General features: G+C 69.6%; 13 protein-coding genes. 5 read left to right on the forward strand and 8 right to left on the reverse strand.

What is annotated here, in order from left to right; genetic code table 11:
* Positions 1-8: 8 nt before the first annotated feature.
* On the forward strand, positions 9-953 hold the full coding sequence (locus AB0C84_RS24220) for a D-alanine--D-alanine ligase (protein WP_179849525.1): 945 nt from the start codon (positions 9-11) through the stop codon (positions 951-953).
* A 1,527-nt stretch (positions 954-2,480) separates the two neighbouring features.
* Complete coding sequence (locus AB0C84_RS24225; protein WP_361070277.1) at positions 2,481-2,645, forward strand: hypothetical protein; 165 nt, start codon at positions 2,481-2,483, stop codon at positions 2,643-2,645.
* 3,595 nt (positions 2,646-6,240) lie between these two features.
* Here AB0C84_RS24225 and AB0C84_RS24230 read toward each other — a convergent pair.
* The 3 genes from AB0C84_RS24230 to rsmG all read right to left on the reverse strand — a co-directional run bounded on the left by AB0C84_RS24230 (position 6,241) and on the right by rsmG (position 9,058).
* Entirely contained in the window at positions 6,241-7,230 is a 990-nt protein-coding gene (locus AB0C84_RS24230) for a ParB/RepB/Spo0J family partition protein (protein ID WP_361070280.1), read from the reverse strand.
* Entirely contained in the window at positions 7,227-8,042 is an 816-nt protein-coding gene (locus AB0C84_RS24235; RefSeq protein ID WP_258940350.1) for a ParA family protein, read from the reverse strand. Before AB0C84_RS24235 ends, AB0C84_RS24230 begins: the two co-directional genes overlap by 4 nt.
* Positions 8,043-8,380: 338 nt before the next feature.
* Positions 8,381-9,058, reverse strand: coding sequence for a 16S rRNA (guanine(527)-N(7))-methyltransferase RsmG (gene rsmG, locus AB0C84_RS24240; RefSeq protein ID WP_361070283.1), 678 nt, complete (start codon positions 9,056-9,058; stop codon positions 8,381-8,383).
* Positions 9,059-9,243: 185 nt separating this feature from the next.
* Between rsmG and AB0C84_RS24245 the strand changes: the two genes are divergently transcribed.
* Positions 9,244-9,696, forward strand: a complete 453-nt coding sequence (locus AB0C84_RS24245; RefSeq protein ID WP_361070286.1) for a DUF6458 family protein — start codon at positions 9,244-9,246, stop codon at positions 9,694-9,696.
* A gap of 167 nt (positions 9,697-9,863) precedes the next feature.
* On the opposite strand, the gene AB0C84_RS24250 is transcribed toward AB0C84_RS24245, so the two are convergent.
* The 5 genes from AB0C84_RS24250 to rpmH are packed head-to-tail and all read right to left on the reverse strand — an operon-like array spanning position 9,864 to position 12,275.
* The gene (locus AB0C84_RS24250) at positions 9,864-10,349 is read right to left on the reverse strand and encodes a R3H domain-containing nucleic acid-binding protein (protein WP_179845232.1); all 486 of its coding nucleotides are present in this window, start codon (positions 10,347-10,349) and stop codon (positions 9,864-9,866) included.
* Positions 10,350-10,386: 37 nt separating this feature from the next.
* A complete protein-coding gene (yidC, locus tag AB0C84_RS24255) occupies positions 10,387-11,397 on the reverse strand; it encodes a membrane protein insertase YidC (RefSeq protein WP_258940320.1) in 1,011 nt (336 codons plus the stop codon).
* The gene (yidD, locus tag AB0C84_RS24260; RefSeq protein WP_179845231.1) at positions 11,390-11,758 is read right to left on the reverse strand and encodes a membrane protein insertion efficiency factor YidD; all 369 of its coding nucleotides are present in this window, start codon (positions 11,756-11,758) and stop codon (positions 11,390-11,392) included. Before yidD ends, yidC begins: the two co-directional genes overlap by 8 nt.
* Positions 11,755-12,123 carry a ribonuclease P protein component gene (rnpA, locus tag AB0C84_RS24265; RefSeq protein WP_179845230.1) on the reverse strand — a complete coding sequence of 123 codons (369 nt, stop codon included), beginning with the start codon at positions 12,121-12,123 and terminating at the stop codon, positions 11,755-11,757. The genes yidD and rnpA overlap by 4 nt, the downstream gene beginning before the upstream one ends.
* A gap of 14 nt (positions 12,124-12,137) precedes the next feature.
* The gene (gene rpmH, locus AB0C84_RS24270; RefSeq protein ID WP_179845229.1) at positions 12,138-12,275 is read right to left on the reverse strand and encodes a 50S ribosomal protein L34; all 138 of its coding nucleotides are present in this window, start codon (positions 12,273-12,275) and stop codon (positions 12,138-12,140) included.
* Between the two features lie 590 nt (positions 12,276-12,865).
* On the opposite strand from rpmH, the gene dnaA reads away from it, so the two are divergent.
* Both dnaA and dnaN read left to right on the forward strand, forming a co-directional pair.
* Complete coding sequence (dnaA, locus tag AB0C84_RS24275; RefSeq protein WP_361070293.1) at positions 12,866-14,947, forward strand: chromosomal replication initiator protein DnaA; 2,082 nt, start codon at positions 12,866-12,868, stop codon at positions 14,945-14,947.
* 653 nt (positions 14,948-15,600) lie between these two features.
* Positions 15,601-16,743, forward strand: a complete 1,143-nt coding sequence (gene dnaN, locus AB0C84_RS24280; protein ID WP_179845227.1) for a DNA polymerase III subunit beta — start codon at positions 15,601-15,603, stop codon at positions 16,741-16,743.
* The last annotated feature ends 7 nt before the right edge of the window (positions 16,744-16,750 follow it).

The raw sequence follows: 16,750 nt of genomic DNA on the forward strand, positions 1-16,750 counted from the left end.
CGAGGGGCATCTTGGAACTCGGGCATGTCGTCGTCCTGGCCGGGGGGCTCTCCTACGAGCGGGAGGTCTCCCTCCGCTCCGGCCGGCGCGTCACCGACGCGCTGCGCGCCCGCGACATCCCGGTCGAACTCCGCGACGCGGACGCGACACTCCTGGACTCCCTGACCGACGACCCGCCGGATGTCGTCTTCCCCGTCCTGCACGGCGCGGCGGGGGAGGACGGCTCGATCCGCGACGTCCTCGAACTGCTGGACGTCCCCTACGTCGGCGCCCGTCCGGACGCGTGTCGCGTCGTCTGGGACAAGCCGACCGCCAAGTCCGTCGTGCGACGCGCCGGCCTGCGGACGCCCGACTCCGTCGCCCTGCCGAAGGAGGTCTTCCACGACCTCGGCGCGGCGTCCGTCCTGGATCAGATCGTCCGCGGCCTCGGCCTCCCCCTGTTCGTGAAGCCGACCCGCGGCGGCTCGGCCCTCGGCGCGTCGGTCGTCCACGAGGCGTCCGAACTGTCCGCCGCCATGGTCGGCTGCTTCGCCTACGGCGACGCCGCTCTCGTCGAGCGACACGTCAGCGGCACGGAGGTCGCGGTCAGCGTCATCGAACGCGACGGCGCCCCGATCGCCCTGCCCGCCGTCGAGATCGTCGCCCCCGGCGGCCGCTACGACTACACGGCCCGCTACGACGCCGGCGACACCGAGTTCATCACCCCGGCCCGCCTCACCCCCGAGGCGACCGCCCGCGCCGCCGCAGCCGCCATCACCGCCCACCGCGCCCTGGGCCTGCGCGACCTCTCCCGCACCGACCTCATCGTCTCCCCCGACGGCGAGGTCCACTTCCTGGAGGTCAACGTCGCCCCCGGCATGACGGAGACAAGCCTCCTCCCCCGAGCCATCAGCGTCGCCGACCTGGACCTGGGCGAAGTCTGCGAATCCCTCCTCCAACGCCACCTCCGCTGACGACCGTCCCCACGCACCCCGCTGGGGTTCACTAGGCCCCCAGTGCAGCGACCGCCGCTCAGCAAAACGCCACCGCCACAACCGCCCCAAGACCACGCAACGCCCGCGACCCAGGGCCACCTACACAAGCCCCATCCGGCTGTACTCACGGCGTTGTCGACAGACGGCTGACCGACGCATGGCCGCGTGGGGATGCGCGCGTGTGGTGCCCCACACCGCCCAAGGTGCCGAGTGCACGCTGCGCCGGTGCTGCTGATGAACACCAGCCAGCAGGGCACCCGGAGGCCAGAATCCGGTGAAGCCGTTCAACCACCGCTCCGCCAAGGGCGGCGAAGCGGGCGAATGAGCCGCGACCGACAGCCAACTCGGCCAGCACAGCCACGACCCCAGCAGCCGGTGGCGGGGGATGACGTGCATGTGGCGTGGAAGCCCCAGCACGGCAAGCCGGCGACGCACCCATTCACCACAGCAATCCCGCGACTCGGCAGTGCCCTCTGAAACTGGTGGGCGAAGCTCACCGCGCGCGTGCGGGTAGCGCGAAACCAGGAACACCATCACCCCGTCCCACTCCCCGCGGGACCGCCCGAACGCAGTGGCCCCCAGCGTCATGGAGCCGCCCCGCTCGCCGTGCCCCGGACGCCGTGACCCCCCGGACGCCGTGACCCCCCGGACACCATGACCCCAGCCGTCGTGGCCCCCTGGCCGTCGTAAAACCGCGTCGCTCGCCGTGGGACGCCCGAACGCCGTGAAACCGCCAATCGCCGCGGAACCCTCCCACTCGCGGTGGCGCCGCTCGGATGCCGTGGCGCCGCCCGGACTCCGTAGGCTCCCGACCGTCGTGGAACCGCTCCGCTCCTCGTACCTCGCCCGCTCGTTGTAGTTCGCCCGCTCGCCGTTGGGGCGGCCGCTCGCGGTGGGGGCAGCCCGCTCGCTCTGAACGCCCGGGCGCCGTGGGCCCCAATCGTTGTGGTCCCCCCTCGCCGTCTGTCCGCCGCTCGAACGCCGTAAGGCCGCCCGGACGGAGTGGGGCCGCCCACTCGCCGTGGAACCGCAATTCGCCGCGGGACCGTCCCGCCGTCACGACCGCCGGGACGCCGTGGCCCGCTCGGACGCCGTGAGACCGCCCTGATCGTCGTGGGGCGCTCGGATGAGTCGTAGTGGGAACCCCGTGTGACGGTAATGAGAACGGGCCTGGGAACGGCGACGGCGACGGCGACGGCGACGGCGACGGCGACGGCGACACCAGCTTGGGTGGCTTAGCAGGCCGACGGTCATGCGCTGGAGGCTCTGGGGTTCCTCGTCGGGCTGGATTTGGGCGTGGCTTCACCTGGTGTGGTCGCCGACGACGGCGTGGTGGACGAGGCCACAACCGATGCGAACTTCCACGCGGCCGGTTGAGCAGAAGCCACGGCGGTTGCAGGCGCGCCGGCGCCATGGTGGGGACGGCGCTCTACAACTGGCCGAGTTTGCCTTCGGCGCGCTGGACGTCGGCATCCCGATCGACGACACGGTGTCGCCACGCTGGAAATGCTGAACGGCTACGTCGAACGCACGGCACGCGGCGAGATCGAGTGGATGTGGGAGATGCGCCAGGACGCGATGACACCCGAGCGCGCAGAGCGCCCCCACGTCCGCGCGCTGCTCGACACCGGCAGGTACCCGATGTTCGAGTGGTTCTGGAAGGTGACTTAGATCGGCCGGCCCGGTGACCAGTCACAGACGGCTGGCCGCGAAGGCGGTGGCCACGCAGGCTGCGGGTAACGACGCATTCGCATTCCAGCCGCGACGGAGAAAAGGCCGCTTCCCAGCACCGCCGCCACTACTGCTACTCCAGCACCCGCCCCTCGACCTACACGACAACGGTCTGTGGCGCGCGTGTGTGGCGCGGGGGTGAGAGCGGGCATGTGGCGCGGGCGTTGAGCGCGGGCGTGCGGGACGTGCGTGAGGAGGGCGCGCAAGGAGCGGGCCTTGGGCATGGCGCGGGCGCAGGGCCTTCGCGCACGGACGGCGTTGCAGGGGCGCACCCACAGGGGGTGCGCGCTGGCGCGAGGCTCCAGATCCTTCACCCAATGCGCGACGGGACGGCCCGGGACGTGTACTCGCTCGACCAGGACGCAGCGGCGGTGAACGGTCAAGCGTGCATGCGGGGTAAGCCATGCAGCCCCACTCAATGGGGTCCTCCATCGATCACGACGAACTCCGTAGATCATCTACGTCTTGGCTGGGTGCCTCCGAAGATTCAGGCGCTCGGCATGAGCTTTCACGGTCGATAGCGGCCGACTGCTGCGATAGGCGTCCGAGCGGTTCTGGGCCCTCACCCCCGCAGTAAGCGATGGACTGGCCTCATTACCGCTGGCTGACCAAAGCAGGGGGTGAAGGGGGTGGCCGATCCTTCCAGCCGCTTCTCAACTACCCACATATGGCCCCAGATCTGCGTCCTAGCGATCATTGCGCGAAGGCGGTCCAGGGCTCTGCCCGTCTCACGCTATGCCGCCTCCTTGCGTTCAGGCGTCTTCTGAGGGCATCCGCGATCAAAGAGGTCGTCAGGAGTTGCCCGGGCACCGGAGACCGAGACGCTCGGCCCACCGGAAGCCCAAGTCCTCTTCCACCCGATGCGGCCATCGGCGGTTCCAGGCTAGGCAAAGCGCCCGTCTGGTCTGCTGGCAAAAGTGCGGTCGCTCAGTCGCTCGACCTGGCGCGGGTGGTGGCATCGCCTAATTTCCGCGCGGTCGTGCGATCGAGGCAGCATCGGACCCGGAACTAGAGGCGATCTCTCGGTCCGCCCCTCATCCCTGCGGAGCTCGGGGGGCAGCCCACCGCCCCGCGCTGGCTGGGCACCACGGAACCGGTGCCGCACCGACGAAGACCCGATGCCGCAGACGCGCAGGGGCCGCAGGGGGCGCACAGGGCGACAGGGCCGCACGGCAGCCGTTAGGCCGTAGAAGCGCAGCGCGCGGCCGTGGTGCCGCAGAGCACAGGCGCGCAGAACCTCGGGAGCGTGGGGCCGCAAGGCCACAGGAGCGCAGGGCCGCAGGGCCGCAGGGCCGCAGGGGCACGGAACTCTACGGGCGTGGGGGCGTAGAGGCCGCGAGGGCGTGGTGCACCCCCTAAGAACTCGGAAGCTCCAACTCCAGAGGTCCAAAGGATGCTGAGCAGCTAGGTCCGCACTTCGCCACAAGGTGACCACTCGCGGGACAGGGGCACCTCGTTTCACGTGAAACAGCGCGCTTCTTGCACGTACGAGGGGACGCCCCGACGGAGCGCTTATTCGCCCCTGCCGCCTCCACAGCAGCGCCAAGGAAGGCAAAGGCCCGTCCAGGTCGGCTGGCGAAAGTGTGTCATTCAGTCCCAGGTTCCCTGGCCTGTCGCTGCCGGCCTCGCCCGCCATGCGTCCGTCTAGGCCCTTCCCCGTCCGCTTGAGGGCGGTAAGGGAAGAGCGAGAGGCTCATGTCCCTGTCACGCCTGGCTGCGTCCTCAGCCCGCGCATCGCGTAAAGGGCGCCGGAAGCTTAGGAGGACAGCCAACTCGATGCCGCTGGCGTGCCGCGGGCCAGGCGCTTGCCGGCGCCGCCGAACGTACTGAGGAGCGCCGGGGCAAGGCCTCTGCTCACGGATCGATGCGTGACCCGCGCAAGCCAAGCGCCGCCGACTCGCGTCTACGGGCGGCGTCGTCCTCCGCATCATCGACGGCCTGTAGACAGCGCCGGACCCGCAGACCTTTGGCAAGCGGCCGCCAGACCACCGCACGCGATGGGAGCTGTCGACTCGTCACATCCCTCTCGAGGCCCTCAGCGGGAAGAGCCGGTGCGGGGTGAGAGGATGCACCGGCCTGAGGAGCGGGGCGGTGCTCCAGTGCGGCGCCCAAGGTTCTTCAGCCAGGAGGGCGGGCCAATCGAGAGGCCTTGAATGCCCGACTGATGCCTTGCATCGGAGACTCTGAGGTCGCGTCCACGCGCCGACGCACGTGGCTGCCGCATCATGTGTGGGGGAGGTCGTCCGTCCAACTGCTCCCGGTTCGATGAGTTGCAGGGGGACGGTTTCACGTGAAACTTGCCCGTGGGCGAGCCTGGGCCCTCCGGCGGTTGGGCGGCGCTGCTCCTCACCGCCGCTCGAATCGATCACGGGGCGCCTCTCGCGGAGCTGCCTGGCTGCTCGACCCATCTACGGGGCCGCTACGCAAGAACCTTGTCAGCCCCGTAACGAGCGGGCTGCTCCTTCACTACTCGGGCCGACAACGGCGGCACAGCGGGGAACTGCGCCGGGCTTGCCCCAGCATGTGTTGGTCGCAGATCGGGCAACACTGGCCCAGTCGGGCACAGGTGGCCAGCCGAGTCTGGCGACTCCGGGCGCGCCTAGACGAGAGGGCCCCGTCGGGATCAACGCTGGGGCGGCTTGGCCGTCGAGTCTCACTGCTGGCACTCGGCTGGCTTCACGCGTCTGGCCCACGCCGGCTCGCGGAAGGGTCGGCCGCGCCGTGGGCAAAGGCCGCAGACTGGGCACGACGGCCGCCCCCCGGGCTACGGCGATAGCGCCGCCCGTCAGGGAAGGGCATGCGATTGTCGGAGGCGACAAGAGGGCCCGTTGCCGCGGCCGGACTCGTCGGAGTTCCCTGCACTCAACTGGGCGCGGGTCCGCAGGAGCGGTTGGCCGCCTACGGGCGAGTCCGGTAGCGCGACTTACGGGCACGGCGACGCTTCCTCTGGAAAGACAGCCTGGGACCGTGGCGCCGAGATCGGCTTTGTCTCACCAGCAGATCTGGAGAGGAGTCAGGCGGGCACCTAGCGAGTCCGGAGATCCTCTGCGCGACAAGACGAGAAGGGCCGTCGGTATCAACACTGGCGCGTCTGAGCCGCGCCGTCGTGTCTCACTGCACTCGGCTGGTTGTGCGCGGGTCCGCAGGAGGCGATCGGCCTCTCCGAGCGAGCGAGCCCCCGACGGCTTCGGGAGCACAGCATCGCTCCATCTGCGGAACGGAGGACTCCAGGGACGTGTCGCCAGGGTCGGGCCTGGCTCAGCGGCGGGTTGGAGAAGTTGGGGGGCGGTGGCTGGTTGGTCTGGCGAGATTGAGCGCGACGCGGGGCCGTCGGCATAGACGCGGGGTGTCCGGCAGGTCTCCATGTGGCCGGGGGTTGGGGGGTCCTGGGGTCGGTCTTTAGGGGCCTCTTTGCCAGGACCTCTGCCTAGGTGGAGGACTCGGGTGGGATGTTTCACGGGAAACGTTGGGGGAGGGTGGAACGAGAAGCGCCCCGGAACCTTGGGGGTCCGGGGCGCTGAGGAGCGGGCAGGTTTCAGGAGTCGTCTGTTTCGTCCTCGGGGGCCATGGACTTGATGATGCGGTCCAGGTCCTCCAGGGTGGCGAACTCGACGACGATCTTGCCCTTGTTGCGTCCCATGTCGACGCGGACCTTGGTCTCGTAGCGGTCGGAGAGGCGGTCGGCCAGTTCCACCAGGCGGGGGGCCACCGGCTGCTTGCGGCGGCCCTGGCGCGGCGCCTTCGGCTCGTCGTCCACCTCGCGGAGCGCGATCATCTCTTCCAGCGCGCGGACGGAGAGGCCCTCCTGGACGATCCGCTGCGCCAGGTGCTCCTGAGCCTCGACGCTGTCGAGGGAGAGCAGCGCGCGGGCGTGGCCGGCGGACAGCACTCCCGCCGCCACCCGGCGCTGCACGGCGGGCGGCAGGTTCAGCAGGCGGAGCGTGTTGGTGATGTGCGGGCGCGACCGGCCGATCCGGGTGGCGAGCTGCTCGTGGGTGGCGCCGAAGTCCTGTAGCAGTTGCTGGTACGCGGCCGCCTCCTCCAGCGGGTTGAGCTGCTGCCGGTGGAGGTTCTCCATGAGCGCGTCACGGAGCAGGTCGTTGTCGCCGGTGTCGCGGACGATCGCCGGGATGACGTCCAGCCCGGCCATCTTCGACGCGCGCCAGCGGCGCTCGCCCATGATCAGTTCGTAGTCGTGCTCGTCCGAGGAGGACCTGCGGACGACGACCGGCTGGAGCAGGCCGACGATGCCGATCGACTCGGCGAGCTCCTCCAGGGCCTGGTCGTCGAAGTGCTCGCGGGGCTGGCGCGGGTTGACCGTGATGGAGCGGACGGGCAGTTCCGCGAAATGGGCTCCGGCGACCGGTTCGAGCGGTGGTGCGGGAGCGACCGTGCCGTCCGAGACGGGGCCGCCGGGGTATCCCGGCTCTCCCGCGCCGTTCGGCCCGGTGGACGTCGGCGTGGGCGGGGCGGTGGGAATGAGGGCACCAAGGCCCCTGCCCAGACCGCGTCGCTGCTGGCTCACTGGACAGCTCCTCCGTGGGCCATCTCCGAGGCGGCCTCGCTGTAGGCGAGAGCGCCGCTCGAACCGGGGTCGTAGGTCATGACGGACTGTCCGTAGCTGGGCGCTTCGGACACCCGGACGCTGCGGGGGATCACCGTGTTGAGGACGACGTCGCCGAAGTGGCTCCGGACGTCCTCGGCGACCTGCGCGGCGAGGCGGGTTCGGGCGTCGTACATCGTCAGCAGGATGGTCGACACCCTCAGCTTCTGGTTGAGGTGCGCCTTCACGAGGTCGACCGTCCGGATGAGCTGGCCGAGGCCCTCCAGGGCGTAGTACTCGCACTGGATCGGGATGAGCAGTTCGTCGCCGCCGACGAGGGCGTTCACGGTGAGCAGGCCGAGCGACGGCGGGCAGTCGATCAGCACGTAGTCGAACTTCTCGATGTCGTAGGCGTCCAGCGCGCGCTGGAGGCGCGACTCGCGGGCGACCTTGGAGACGAGTTCGATCTCCGCGCCGGCCAGGTTGAGCGTGGCCGGCGCGCAGAAGAGATTGGGGATCTCCGGCGCCGGGACGATGATGTCCGCCAGCGCCATGTCCTCGATCAGGACGTCGTAGATCGACGGGACCTCGGCGTGGTGGTCGACGCCGAGGGCGGTGGACGCGTTGCCCTGCGGGTCGAGGTCTACGACGAGCACCTGCGCGCCGTGCATGGCGAGGGAGGCGGCGATGTTCACCGAGCTGGTGGTCTTGCCGACGCCTCCCTTCTGGTTGGCGATCGTGATGACCCGGCATCGGTCGGGCCGCGGCCACTCCCGATCCCTGCGGCCCGCCATCGCCTTGAGCGCGGTGACGGCTGTTTCATGTGAAACCTTGGCGTCCCGCAGCGCCTCTCGCACGAGTTCTGACTCCCCCTGATTTGGTCCGTTGCGCGAGCCCGGCGGCTGCGCGCCGGCGTTCGTCGGCACGTAGCCGACGTTCTCCGCGGTACCGGACGTCGTGTTACCCCACATCGCGTGCCCGGAGGGTGCGGTGCCCGGCGATGATTCCGGCCGCGTCCCACCGGAGGCGGGCGCCGCAGCGCCCTCGTCCGCGCCGGGCCCGCCCGGGCCGGACGGCTGTTCGTCGGGGGATTCGTCGGCGCGGTCAGGCCTGCCCAGTCCTGGTCCCGTGCTCATGAAGACCTCTTCCTCGACCCTTTGGCGCGCCGGGGGGCGCGCTGCCGTCGCCCGACAACCTCTCCTCGTCCGGCGACCACACGGACGAGTGTTGTCGGCGGATCGACCATACCGCGCCCTACTTGCAGCAGTTCCGTCGAGCGCACCCCGAAGCGCTCCAGGACCGGCCCCGCCTCCTCCAGTTCGACCGCGGCCCGCTCGCCCTTGAGCGCGAGGAGCTCGCCGCCCGGGCGCAGCAGCGGCAGCGCCCATCTGGTCAGGCGTTCGAGGGGTGCGACGGCGCGTGCCGTGGCGACGTCCACCGCGAACTCCTCGGTCACGTCCTCGGCCCGGGCCCGCCGGACCTCGACGTTCCGCAGGTCGAGCAGCTCGACGCACTCGTTCAGGAACGCCGTGCGCCGCAGCAGCGGCTCCAGCAGGGTGATCCGCAGATCGGGCCGGACGATGGCCAGGACGATGCCGGGCAGCCCCGCACCCGAGCCGATGTCGACGACCTGGGCGTCCTGCGGTATCGCCGACGAGACCACCGCGCAGTTGATCAGATGGCGTTCCCAGAGCCGGTCGGCCTCGCGCGGGCCGATGAGCCCGCGTTCGACCCCGGCCTTGGCGAGGAACGCCGCGTAGCGCTCCGCGGTCGGCAGCGCGTCACCGAAAACCTCACGTGCAGTCCCCACCGAACGAATCGTTCCACAAAACCCGGTGCGGCCGTGCACGCGAAACGTTCCCGTGGACAACAGGACGCCGGGGTGGGACGACCCTTGCGTTATGGCGAGAACCACATGACCCCGCCGCATATTCGCCGAGGGGCGGGTAGAGGCTGCCGTGACGCCCGTCCGCCCCCCGGAAGGAGCTCCGACACATGGGAATCGGAGTCAGTCTCGCATTCATCGCCCTCGGGGCGATCCTGGCCTTCGCCATCCGCGTTGACCTCAGCGGCCTCGACATCCACATGGTCGGTTGGATCCTGATCCTGGTCGGCCTGATCAGTATGGGGTTCACGCTCAAGTACACCCGGCCGCGACGCGCCGCCGGACGTGTGGTCGGGGCCGATCCCGCCTACGGCGACGAGCCGGGGACGGTGGTCCGCGAGGAGCACATCATCGAAGACCCGCCCCCGTCCGGTGGCCGTCCCGCCGAGCGGGTCGAACGTGTGGTCGAGCACCCGGTGGACCGGGGCGTCACCCACAACCATCCTCAGGACCCGGGGTACGCGCAGGATCCCGCGAACGCGCAGGACCCCGGCGTGCAGAACACCGTCGACACCGGCGACGGCGTACCGCGGCGCCGCTGGCGCCGGACCGCCCGGCGGTAGCACCGAGAACCTGCTCGGTGTGCCAGGGCGGCGGTGCACACCGAGTTCCCCAGGGCCCCGCGCCGGCCAGGGCGCGGGGCCCTCTCATGCCTGGAGAAGCCGGTTGTGTCCGGAAAGGCGACGGCCCCGACCGGGGTTCCGGTCGGGGCCGTGGGAAGCCGTGGGGGTCAGGCGGGGGCGACGACCACGTAGCGGTCGGGCTCCTCGCCCTCGGACTCGCTGCGGAGGCCCGCGGCGGCGACGGCGTCGTGGACGATCTTGCGCTCGAACGGGGTCATCGGGGCGAGGGGCTTCGGCTCGCCGGACTGCTTGACCTCGTTCGCGACGTCCGTCCCGAGCTTGGTCAGCTCGGCGCGGCGCCGCTCGCGGTAGCCGCCGATGTCCAGCATGAGGCGGGTGCGGTTGCCGGTCTGGCGGTGGACGGCGAGCCGGGTGAGCTCCTGGATCGCCTCCAGCACCTCGCCGCGCTTGCCGACCAGCTCGTCCAGCGCACCTCCGACGACGGCGACGATGGCGCGCTCGCCCTCGACGTCCATGTCGATGTCGCCGTCGTAGTCACCGATGTCCAGCAGACCCTCGATGTAGTCGGCGGCGATCTCGCCTTCCTGTTCGAGCGCCTGGACGTCGACCTCGGTGGTGTCGGTCTGGCTCAACGGGCTCTCCTTCTCCGGCACGTGCTCGGGGTCCAAACTAGCGCTTCTGGGTACCGCTGCGCTTGCTGCGCGACTTGCGGGTCGGCTGGTTGCGCACGACCTTCGGCTTGTCCTCGGGCTCGGGAGTCGGCTCCGGCTCCTTCTTCAGCTTCGCCTTGATGCCGGTCGAGGGCGCCTGGCCGTTCTTGGACGCCCCGGCCTTGGAGCCGGAGGGCTTCGACCCGGCGGTCTTGGAGTCGGTCTTCGCCCCCGTCTTGGCCGTGGTCGCCGCGGCCGCGCCGTCCGTGCCGGGCGGTGGGTACCGCTTGTAGATGTAGTGCTGCTGCGCGAGGGTCCAGCTGTTGGACGTCACCCAGTACATGAGGACGCCCAGCGGGAACCCGAGGCCGAAGAGGCCGAACAGCGGCGCCAGGAAGACCATCATCTTCTGCGCCTGCATCATCGGGTTGGCCTCGTCCGCGACGGGCTGCCGCTTCATGCTGGCCCGGACGGTGAAGAACGTCGTCACGGAGCTGATCACCACGGCGATGCCGGTGATGACGATCGCCGTCCAGCTCTTGGGGTCGGTGCCCCAGGCGTTCAGGAACGTGTCCGGGATGTGGGCGCCGAAGATGTTCGCGTTCTGCGCGCTCGACACCAGGTCGGACGAGACGGCGAAGACGCTCTGCCCCGGCTTGGCGTCCGAGATCCGCTTCAGCGTCTGGAACAGCCCGATGAAGATGGGCATCTGCACCAGGAGCGGCAGGCAGCCCGACAGCGGGTTGGCGCCGTTCTCCTGGTAGAGCTTCATGACCTCCTGGTTGAGGCGCTGCTTGTCGTTCTTGTACTTCTTGCGCAGCGCCTGAACCTTCGGGTTCAGCTCCTGCATCTTGCGCGAAGCGTGGATCTGCTTCACGAAGAGGGGGACGAGGAGCAGCCGCAGGAGGACGGTGAGGAGGATGATCGAACCGCCCCACGCCCATCCGCTGTCCTTGGGGACGACCGTACTGAGCCCCGTGTGGATCCACACGATGAGCTGAGAGACGATCTCGTACAACCAATCAAGCACCGGGCAGCTCCTTGGGCTCTGCTAGGGCGGGGCCGCTCTCCTCGCGGCCGGAGTTCGAGGAAGCCGCCGCGCGCTGATCCGGCGTCTTCTTCGGCGGTACCGGGTCGTAACCGCCGGGGTGGAACGGATGGCACCGCGCTATTCGGCGGACGATCAGCCACGTGCCGCGCAGCGCCCCGTGCACCTGGAGCGCCTCCAGGCCGTACGCGCTGCAGCTGGGCTGGAAGCGGCACTGCTGCCCGAGCAGGGGACTCAAGAAGCGGCGATAGGCGCGGACGAGAAGGATCAGCACGACCGCGACGGGACCTGGGCGGCCCGTCCTGTGCTGCGCGGGGAACTCGGTCCCCTGCGGACTCCTCATCTTCGCCCCTTGGACGCGGGCCGCAGCAGCCGGTCGAGCGCCGACTCCAGATCCGCGGCCAGTTCGTCTGGTCGCGCCGCTCCCGCACGGGGGTTGGCGCGCACTACGAGCAGGCTACCCGCTGGGAGGCGGTCGAGGTGCGGGCGCATCAGGTGGCGCAGCCGGCGCCGGGTCGTGTTGCGGACCACCGCGTTGCCGACGGTGCGCGCCACGATGAACCCGACCAGCGGCCGCGCGGCCGCCGGCCGGACCTCTTCCGGGCGCAGCAGATGAACGACGACAGTTGGCCGTCCGGCGCGGCGACCGCGCCGGACGGCCAACGAGAAGTCGTCCCGCCGCCGCATCCGGTTTCCGGACGGCAGCACTATATGAAGGTGGGTCAGACCGCGACGCGGGCGCGGCCCTTGCTCCGCCGGCTCGACAGGATCGCGCGGCCCGCGCGCGTGCGCATGCGCAGCCGGAAGCCGTGCTTCTTGTGGCGACGACGGTTGTTCGGCTGGAAGGTACGCTTGCTCACTTGAGGCTCCAGTGCTGCGGTCGGATCGTCTGAGGACTTGAAGCTCGAAGGCTCGCACCGAGGGCCGCGTACGGTCCCCCGCAGCGGGGGCCCACCCGAGCATTCCTGAGGGGCTGCCGGCGGGCACGCGGCATCTCCGTCGATGCGACTCGACCTCAGAACGTTACGGGGTATTCAGGCGGCCGGTCAAACGGAGGCGGCCACCGCAGGGCTCCTGTGGACGGGCGGGATCGTTGGTGACCGTGTTGCGGCTGTGTCCGGGAGCGGTTAAGGTCGACGAGGCGAGCCGACACTTCCTTCGACGAATCCGATGTCGGCGTTCAGCCCTCAAGCCCCCGTTCGAGAACCACCCCCGTACCGGCCCTGATGAAGGCCGGCCCCTTGTCGACCGCATATCCCTGAGCCCGCCTCGTGGGTTTTACACAGGGTCCCCATGCCTATGCACAGCATGTGGACAACTCTGTGGACAACTCGTGAGAGAGTAAGTCTTCCGCGTCGCGGCAGTGTCCTGTGAGGCGTGTGGCATCCCGCGGGAAAGCCGGGCAGTCAGGTGCTCCGTTCGGCGGAGTTGTGGGGAGGGGACCTTGCGCATGGACGGTCAGGATCTCGGATCGGTCTGGGCCCGCACCCTCACCGCACTGTCCGAGAGCGATCTGTCGCCGAGTTACCGCGCATGGCTGCCCATGGTCCGCCCCCTGGCGCTCGTCGAGGGGACGGCACTACTCGCGGCGCCCAACGAGTTCGCCAAGGACGCGCTGGAGACGCGCCTGCGCAACCTCATCACGCAGGCTCTTTCCCACGAGCTGGGCAGGGAGATCCGGGTCGCGGTGACCGTCCAGCCGGACCCTCCGGCGGGCGCCCGTCCGGGTCCAGGCGAGCCCCTTTCCGCGCCGATTCCCGGGCCGGGCGTAGGGCTCGGTATGCACGAGCCCACTCCCTCTTATGGAGAGCCGTACGGGGAGCGGGCGCGCGACGACCGCGACCGGGATCGAGACCGTTCCTATACGGAGCAGTCCTACGGGGAGCAGCCGTACGGAGACCAGTCGTCCTACACGGAACGTCCCGACCGCCCGTATCCGGAGCAGCCGTACACAGACCAGGGATACCGGCCGCAGTCGGGAGTTACCCACAACCCCGGTTCGCCCGGAGGTTATCCACAGGCTCAGGACGACGACCGTGGATCGTACCCGCCTGCCACCCGTCCCCCCGCGTACGGTGCGGGCCCCGGCGGGCGCGGTCCGGCGCCCTACGAAAGCCGCGGCTACCCGAGCTACGGGGGGCAGGAAGGCTACGGCGGCGAGCCTCCAGGACGCCCTCCGCACTCTCATCTCAACGACCGCACGCTCGGCCCCTTGCGTCCTGGCGGTCGCGGGGAGGCCCAGGGCCGCGAACCTCAGCACGCTGGGAACGAGGCCCCGCTCGGGCACTCGGACGACAAGTTCCAGAACGGCGAACAGTCCTTCCCAGGGGCTGAGCAGCCCTTTTCAAGCGGTGAGCAGTCCTACAGGGGTGAAGGCGTCTTTCGGGACGAGGAGAGCTCCGATTCCAGGGCTCCTGGGTCCGACCCCCGAGGCCCTAAGTCCGACCCACGGGCGCCCGCCCCTGCGCCGGCGCAGCAGTCCGGCGCGTCCGAGCATGCACGGCTGAACCCGAAGTACACGTTCGAGACGTTCGTCATCGGCTCGTCGAACAGGTTCGCGCACGCCGCCGCCGTTGCTGTGGCAGAGCAGCCGGCCAAGGCGTACAACCCGCTGTTCGTCTACGGCGACTCGGGCCTGGGGAAGACCCACCTGCTGCACGCGATCGGCCACTACGCGCAGAGCCTCTTCAACGGGGCGCGGGTCCGCTACGTGAGCTCCGAGGAGTTCACGAACGACTTCATCAACTCGATCCGCGACGGCAAGGCGGACGGGTTCCGCCGCCGCTACCGGGATGTGGACATCCTCCTCGTCGACGACATCCAGTTCCTTGAGGGCAAGGAGCAGACGCAGGAGGAGTTCTTCCACACGTTCAACACGCTCCACAACGCCAGCAAGCAGATCGTGATCTCCAGCGACCGGCCGCCCAAGGAGCTGGTGACGCTGGAGGACCGGCTGCGCAACCGGTTCGAGTGGGGCCTGACGACCGACGTCCAGCCGCCCGAGCTGGAGACGCGGATCGCGATCCTGCAGAAGAAGGCCCGGCAGGAGGGCCTCGCCGCGCCGCCCGACGTGCTGGAGTTCATCGCCTCGCAGATCGCGACGAACATCCGCGAGCTGGAGGGCGCACTGATCCGGGTCACGGCGTTCGCGAGCCTGAACCGGCAGTCGGTCGACATGAAGCTCGCCGAGATCGTCCTGAAGGACCTCATCCCCAACGACTCCGGTCCCGAGATCACCGCCGCGATGATCATGGCGCAGACCGTCGAGTACTTCGGGACGACGATCGACGACCTGTGCGGCCCGTCCCGCTCGCGGATGCTCGTCACCGCCCGGCAGATCGCGATGTACCTGTGCCGGGAGCTGACCGAACTGTCCCTCCCGAAGATCGGTCAGCAGTTCGGCGGACGCGACCACACCACGGTCATGCACGCCGAACGCAAGATCCGGTCGCTGATGGCCGAGCGCCGCGCCATATACAACCAGGTCACGGAGCTGACGGGGCGCATCAAGCACCAGGCCCGCAAGCGCTGATCCCCCTGTTCGTACACACTGTGGACAGACCCGCGTCACGCCTGTGGACGGACCCCGCCCGCGCCGTCCACACCCTCGCCGAGGCAAAGAACCGACAAAAGGCACGCGTCCCCCGAGAATCGACGGCGCTACTCACAAGTTGTGGAAAACTCTGGGGATTTTCGCGGATAACCCTGTGGGCAACCGTTGGAGAAGCTGAGGATGAACGGTGGACGGGTGTGGACCGGGTGTGCACCACCGCCCGGCCTTCTGGGGAAAACCGGTGGACGGCCTGGGGACGACCTGGGGACGGTCACGAAGATCACCGGCCCCGTCATCCCCAGGGAGGGCGAACGGGCTGTATACCCGTGGAGAACTCGTGGATAACCGGGGGATGACATGAGGATGACGTGTGGGGATGTTTTCGCCGTCCCCAGGCGGCGCCGCGCCGTCCACGGGCCATGCACAGCGCCGGTGGACAGAGAAACGGGGTCTCACCTGCGACAACGGGCGTTGTCCACACTATCCACGGCCCCTATTACTAGTACTGCTCTACATCTCTATCCAAGAAAAGATCCATCTCAAGTCAGGGCCTGGGGACAACGCGCACCGAGCGCCCCGGCCCGGACGAGATCAGCTCACCCTTGTCCGACACCTGCAGGAGGCGGGTCCCTTTGAAGTTCCGCATCGACAGAGACGCCCTGGCCGACGCCGTCGCCTGGACCGCGCGCACGCTCCCCGTCCGTCCCCCGGTGCCGGTCCTCGCGGGCATGCACATCGTCGCCGGGGGCGAGGGCAACGGCGACCGGCTGAAGCTCTCCGCGTTCGACTACGAGGTCTCGGCCCAGGTGTCCACGGACATCGACGTGGAGGAGGCCGGGACGGCGCTGGTGTCCGGACGGCTCCTCGCCGAGATCTCGCGCAGCCTTCCTCCCCACCCTGTGGAGGTGACGACGGACGGCGCGAAGGTGATGCTCCGCTGCGGCAGCGCGAAGTTCACACTTCTCACCATGCCTGTGGAGGACTACCCGACGCTGCCGGAGATGCCGCCCGCCGCGGGGTCGGTGGGCAGCGACGAGTTCGCCGCCGCCGTGTCCCAGGTCGCGATCGCCGCGGGCAAGGACGACACGATCCCCATGCTGACCGGTGTCCGTGTGGAGATCGAGGGTGAGACCGTCACGCTGGCGTCCACGGACCGCTACCGCCTCGCCGTCCGCGAGATGCACTGGAAGCCCGAGCGCCCGGACTTCTCCGCCGTCGCTCTCGTCCCGGCCCGCACGCTGGCCGACACCGCCAAGTCGCTGACGGCCGGCGCGGAGGTGTCGATCGCGCTCGGCGGGACGGGCGGCACCGGCGAAGGCATGATCGGTTTCGAGGGCGGCGGCCGCCGCACCACGTCCCGGCTGCTGGACGGCGACTTCGTCAAGTACCGCTCGCTGCTGCCGAGCGAGTACGCGGGCCTCGCCGAGGTCCAGACGGCCTCCTTCATCGAGGCCGTCAAGCGCGTGTCCCTGGTGGCGGAGCGCAACACCCCCGTCCGGCTCTCGTTCAGCCAGGGCGAGGTCGTCCTGGAGGCCGGGACGGGCGACGAGGCTCAGGCCGTGGAGGCGCTGGAGGCGTCCCTGGAGGGCGAGGACATCGACATCGCGTTCAACCCCGGGTTCCTCCTCGACGGGCTCTCCGCGATCGGCTCGGACGTGGCGCGGCTGTCCTTCACCACCCCGACCAAGCCCGCCGTCCTCACCGGGAAGCCGCCGCAGGACGGCGAGAACCCGAACTACCGTTACCTGATCATGCCGGTTCGTCTGTCCGGATAAGTACCGA

The organism is Actinomadura sp. NPDC048955 (assembly GCF_040649435.1).
In the GTDB taxonomy this organism is placed as follows: Bacteria; Actinomycetota; Actinomycetes; order Streptosporangiales; family Streptosporangiaceae; genus Spirillospora; species Spirillospora luteofluorescens.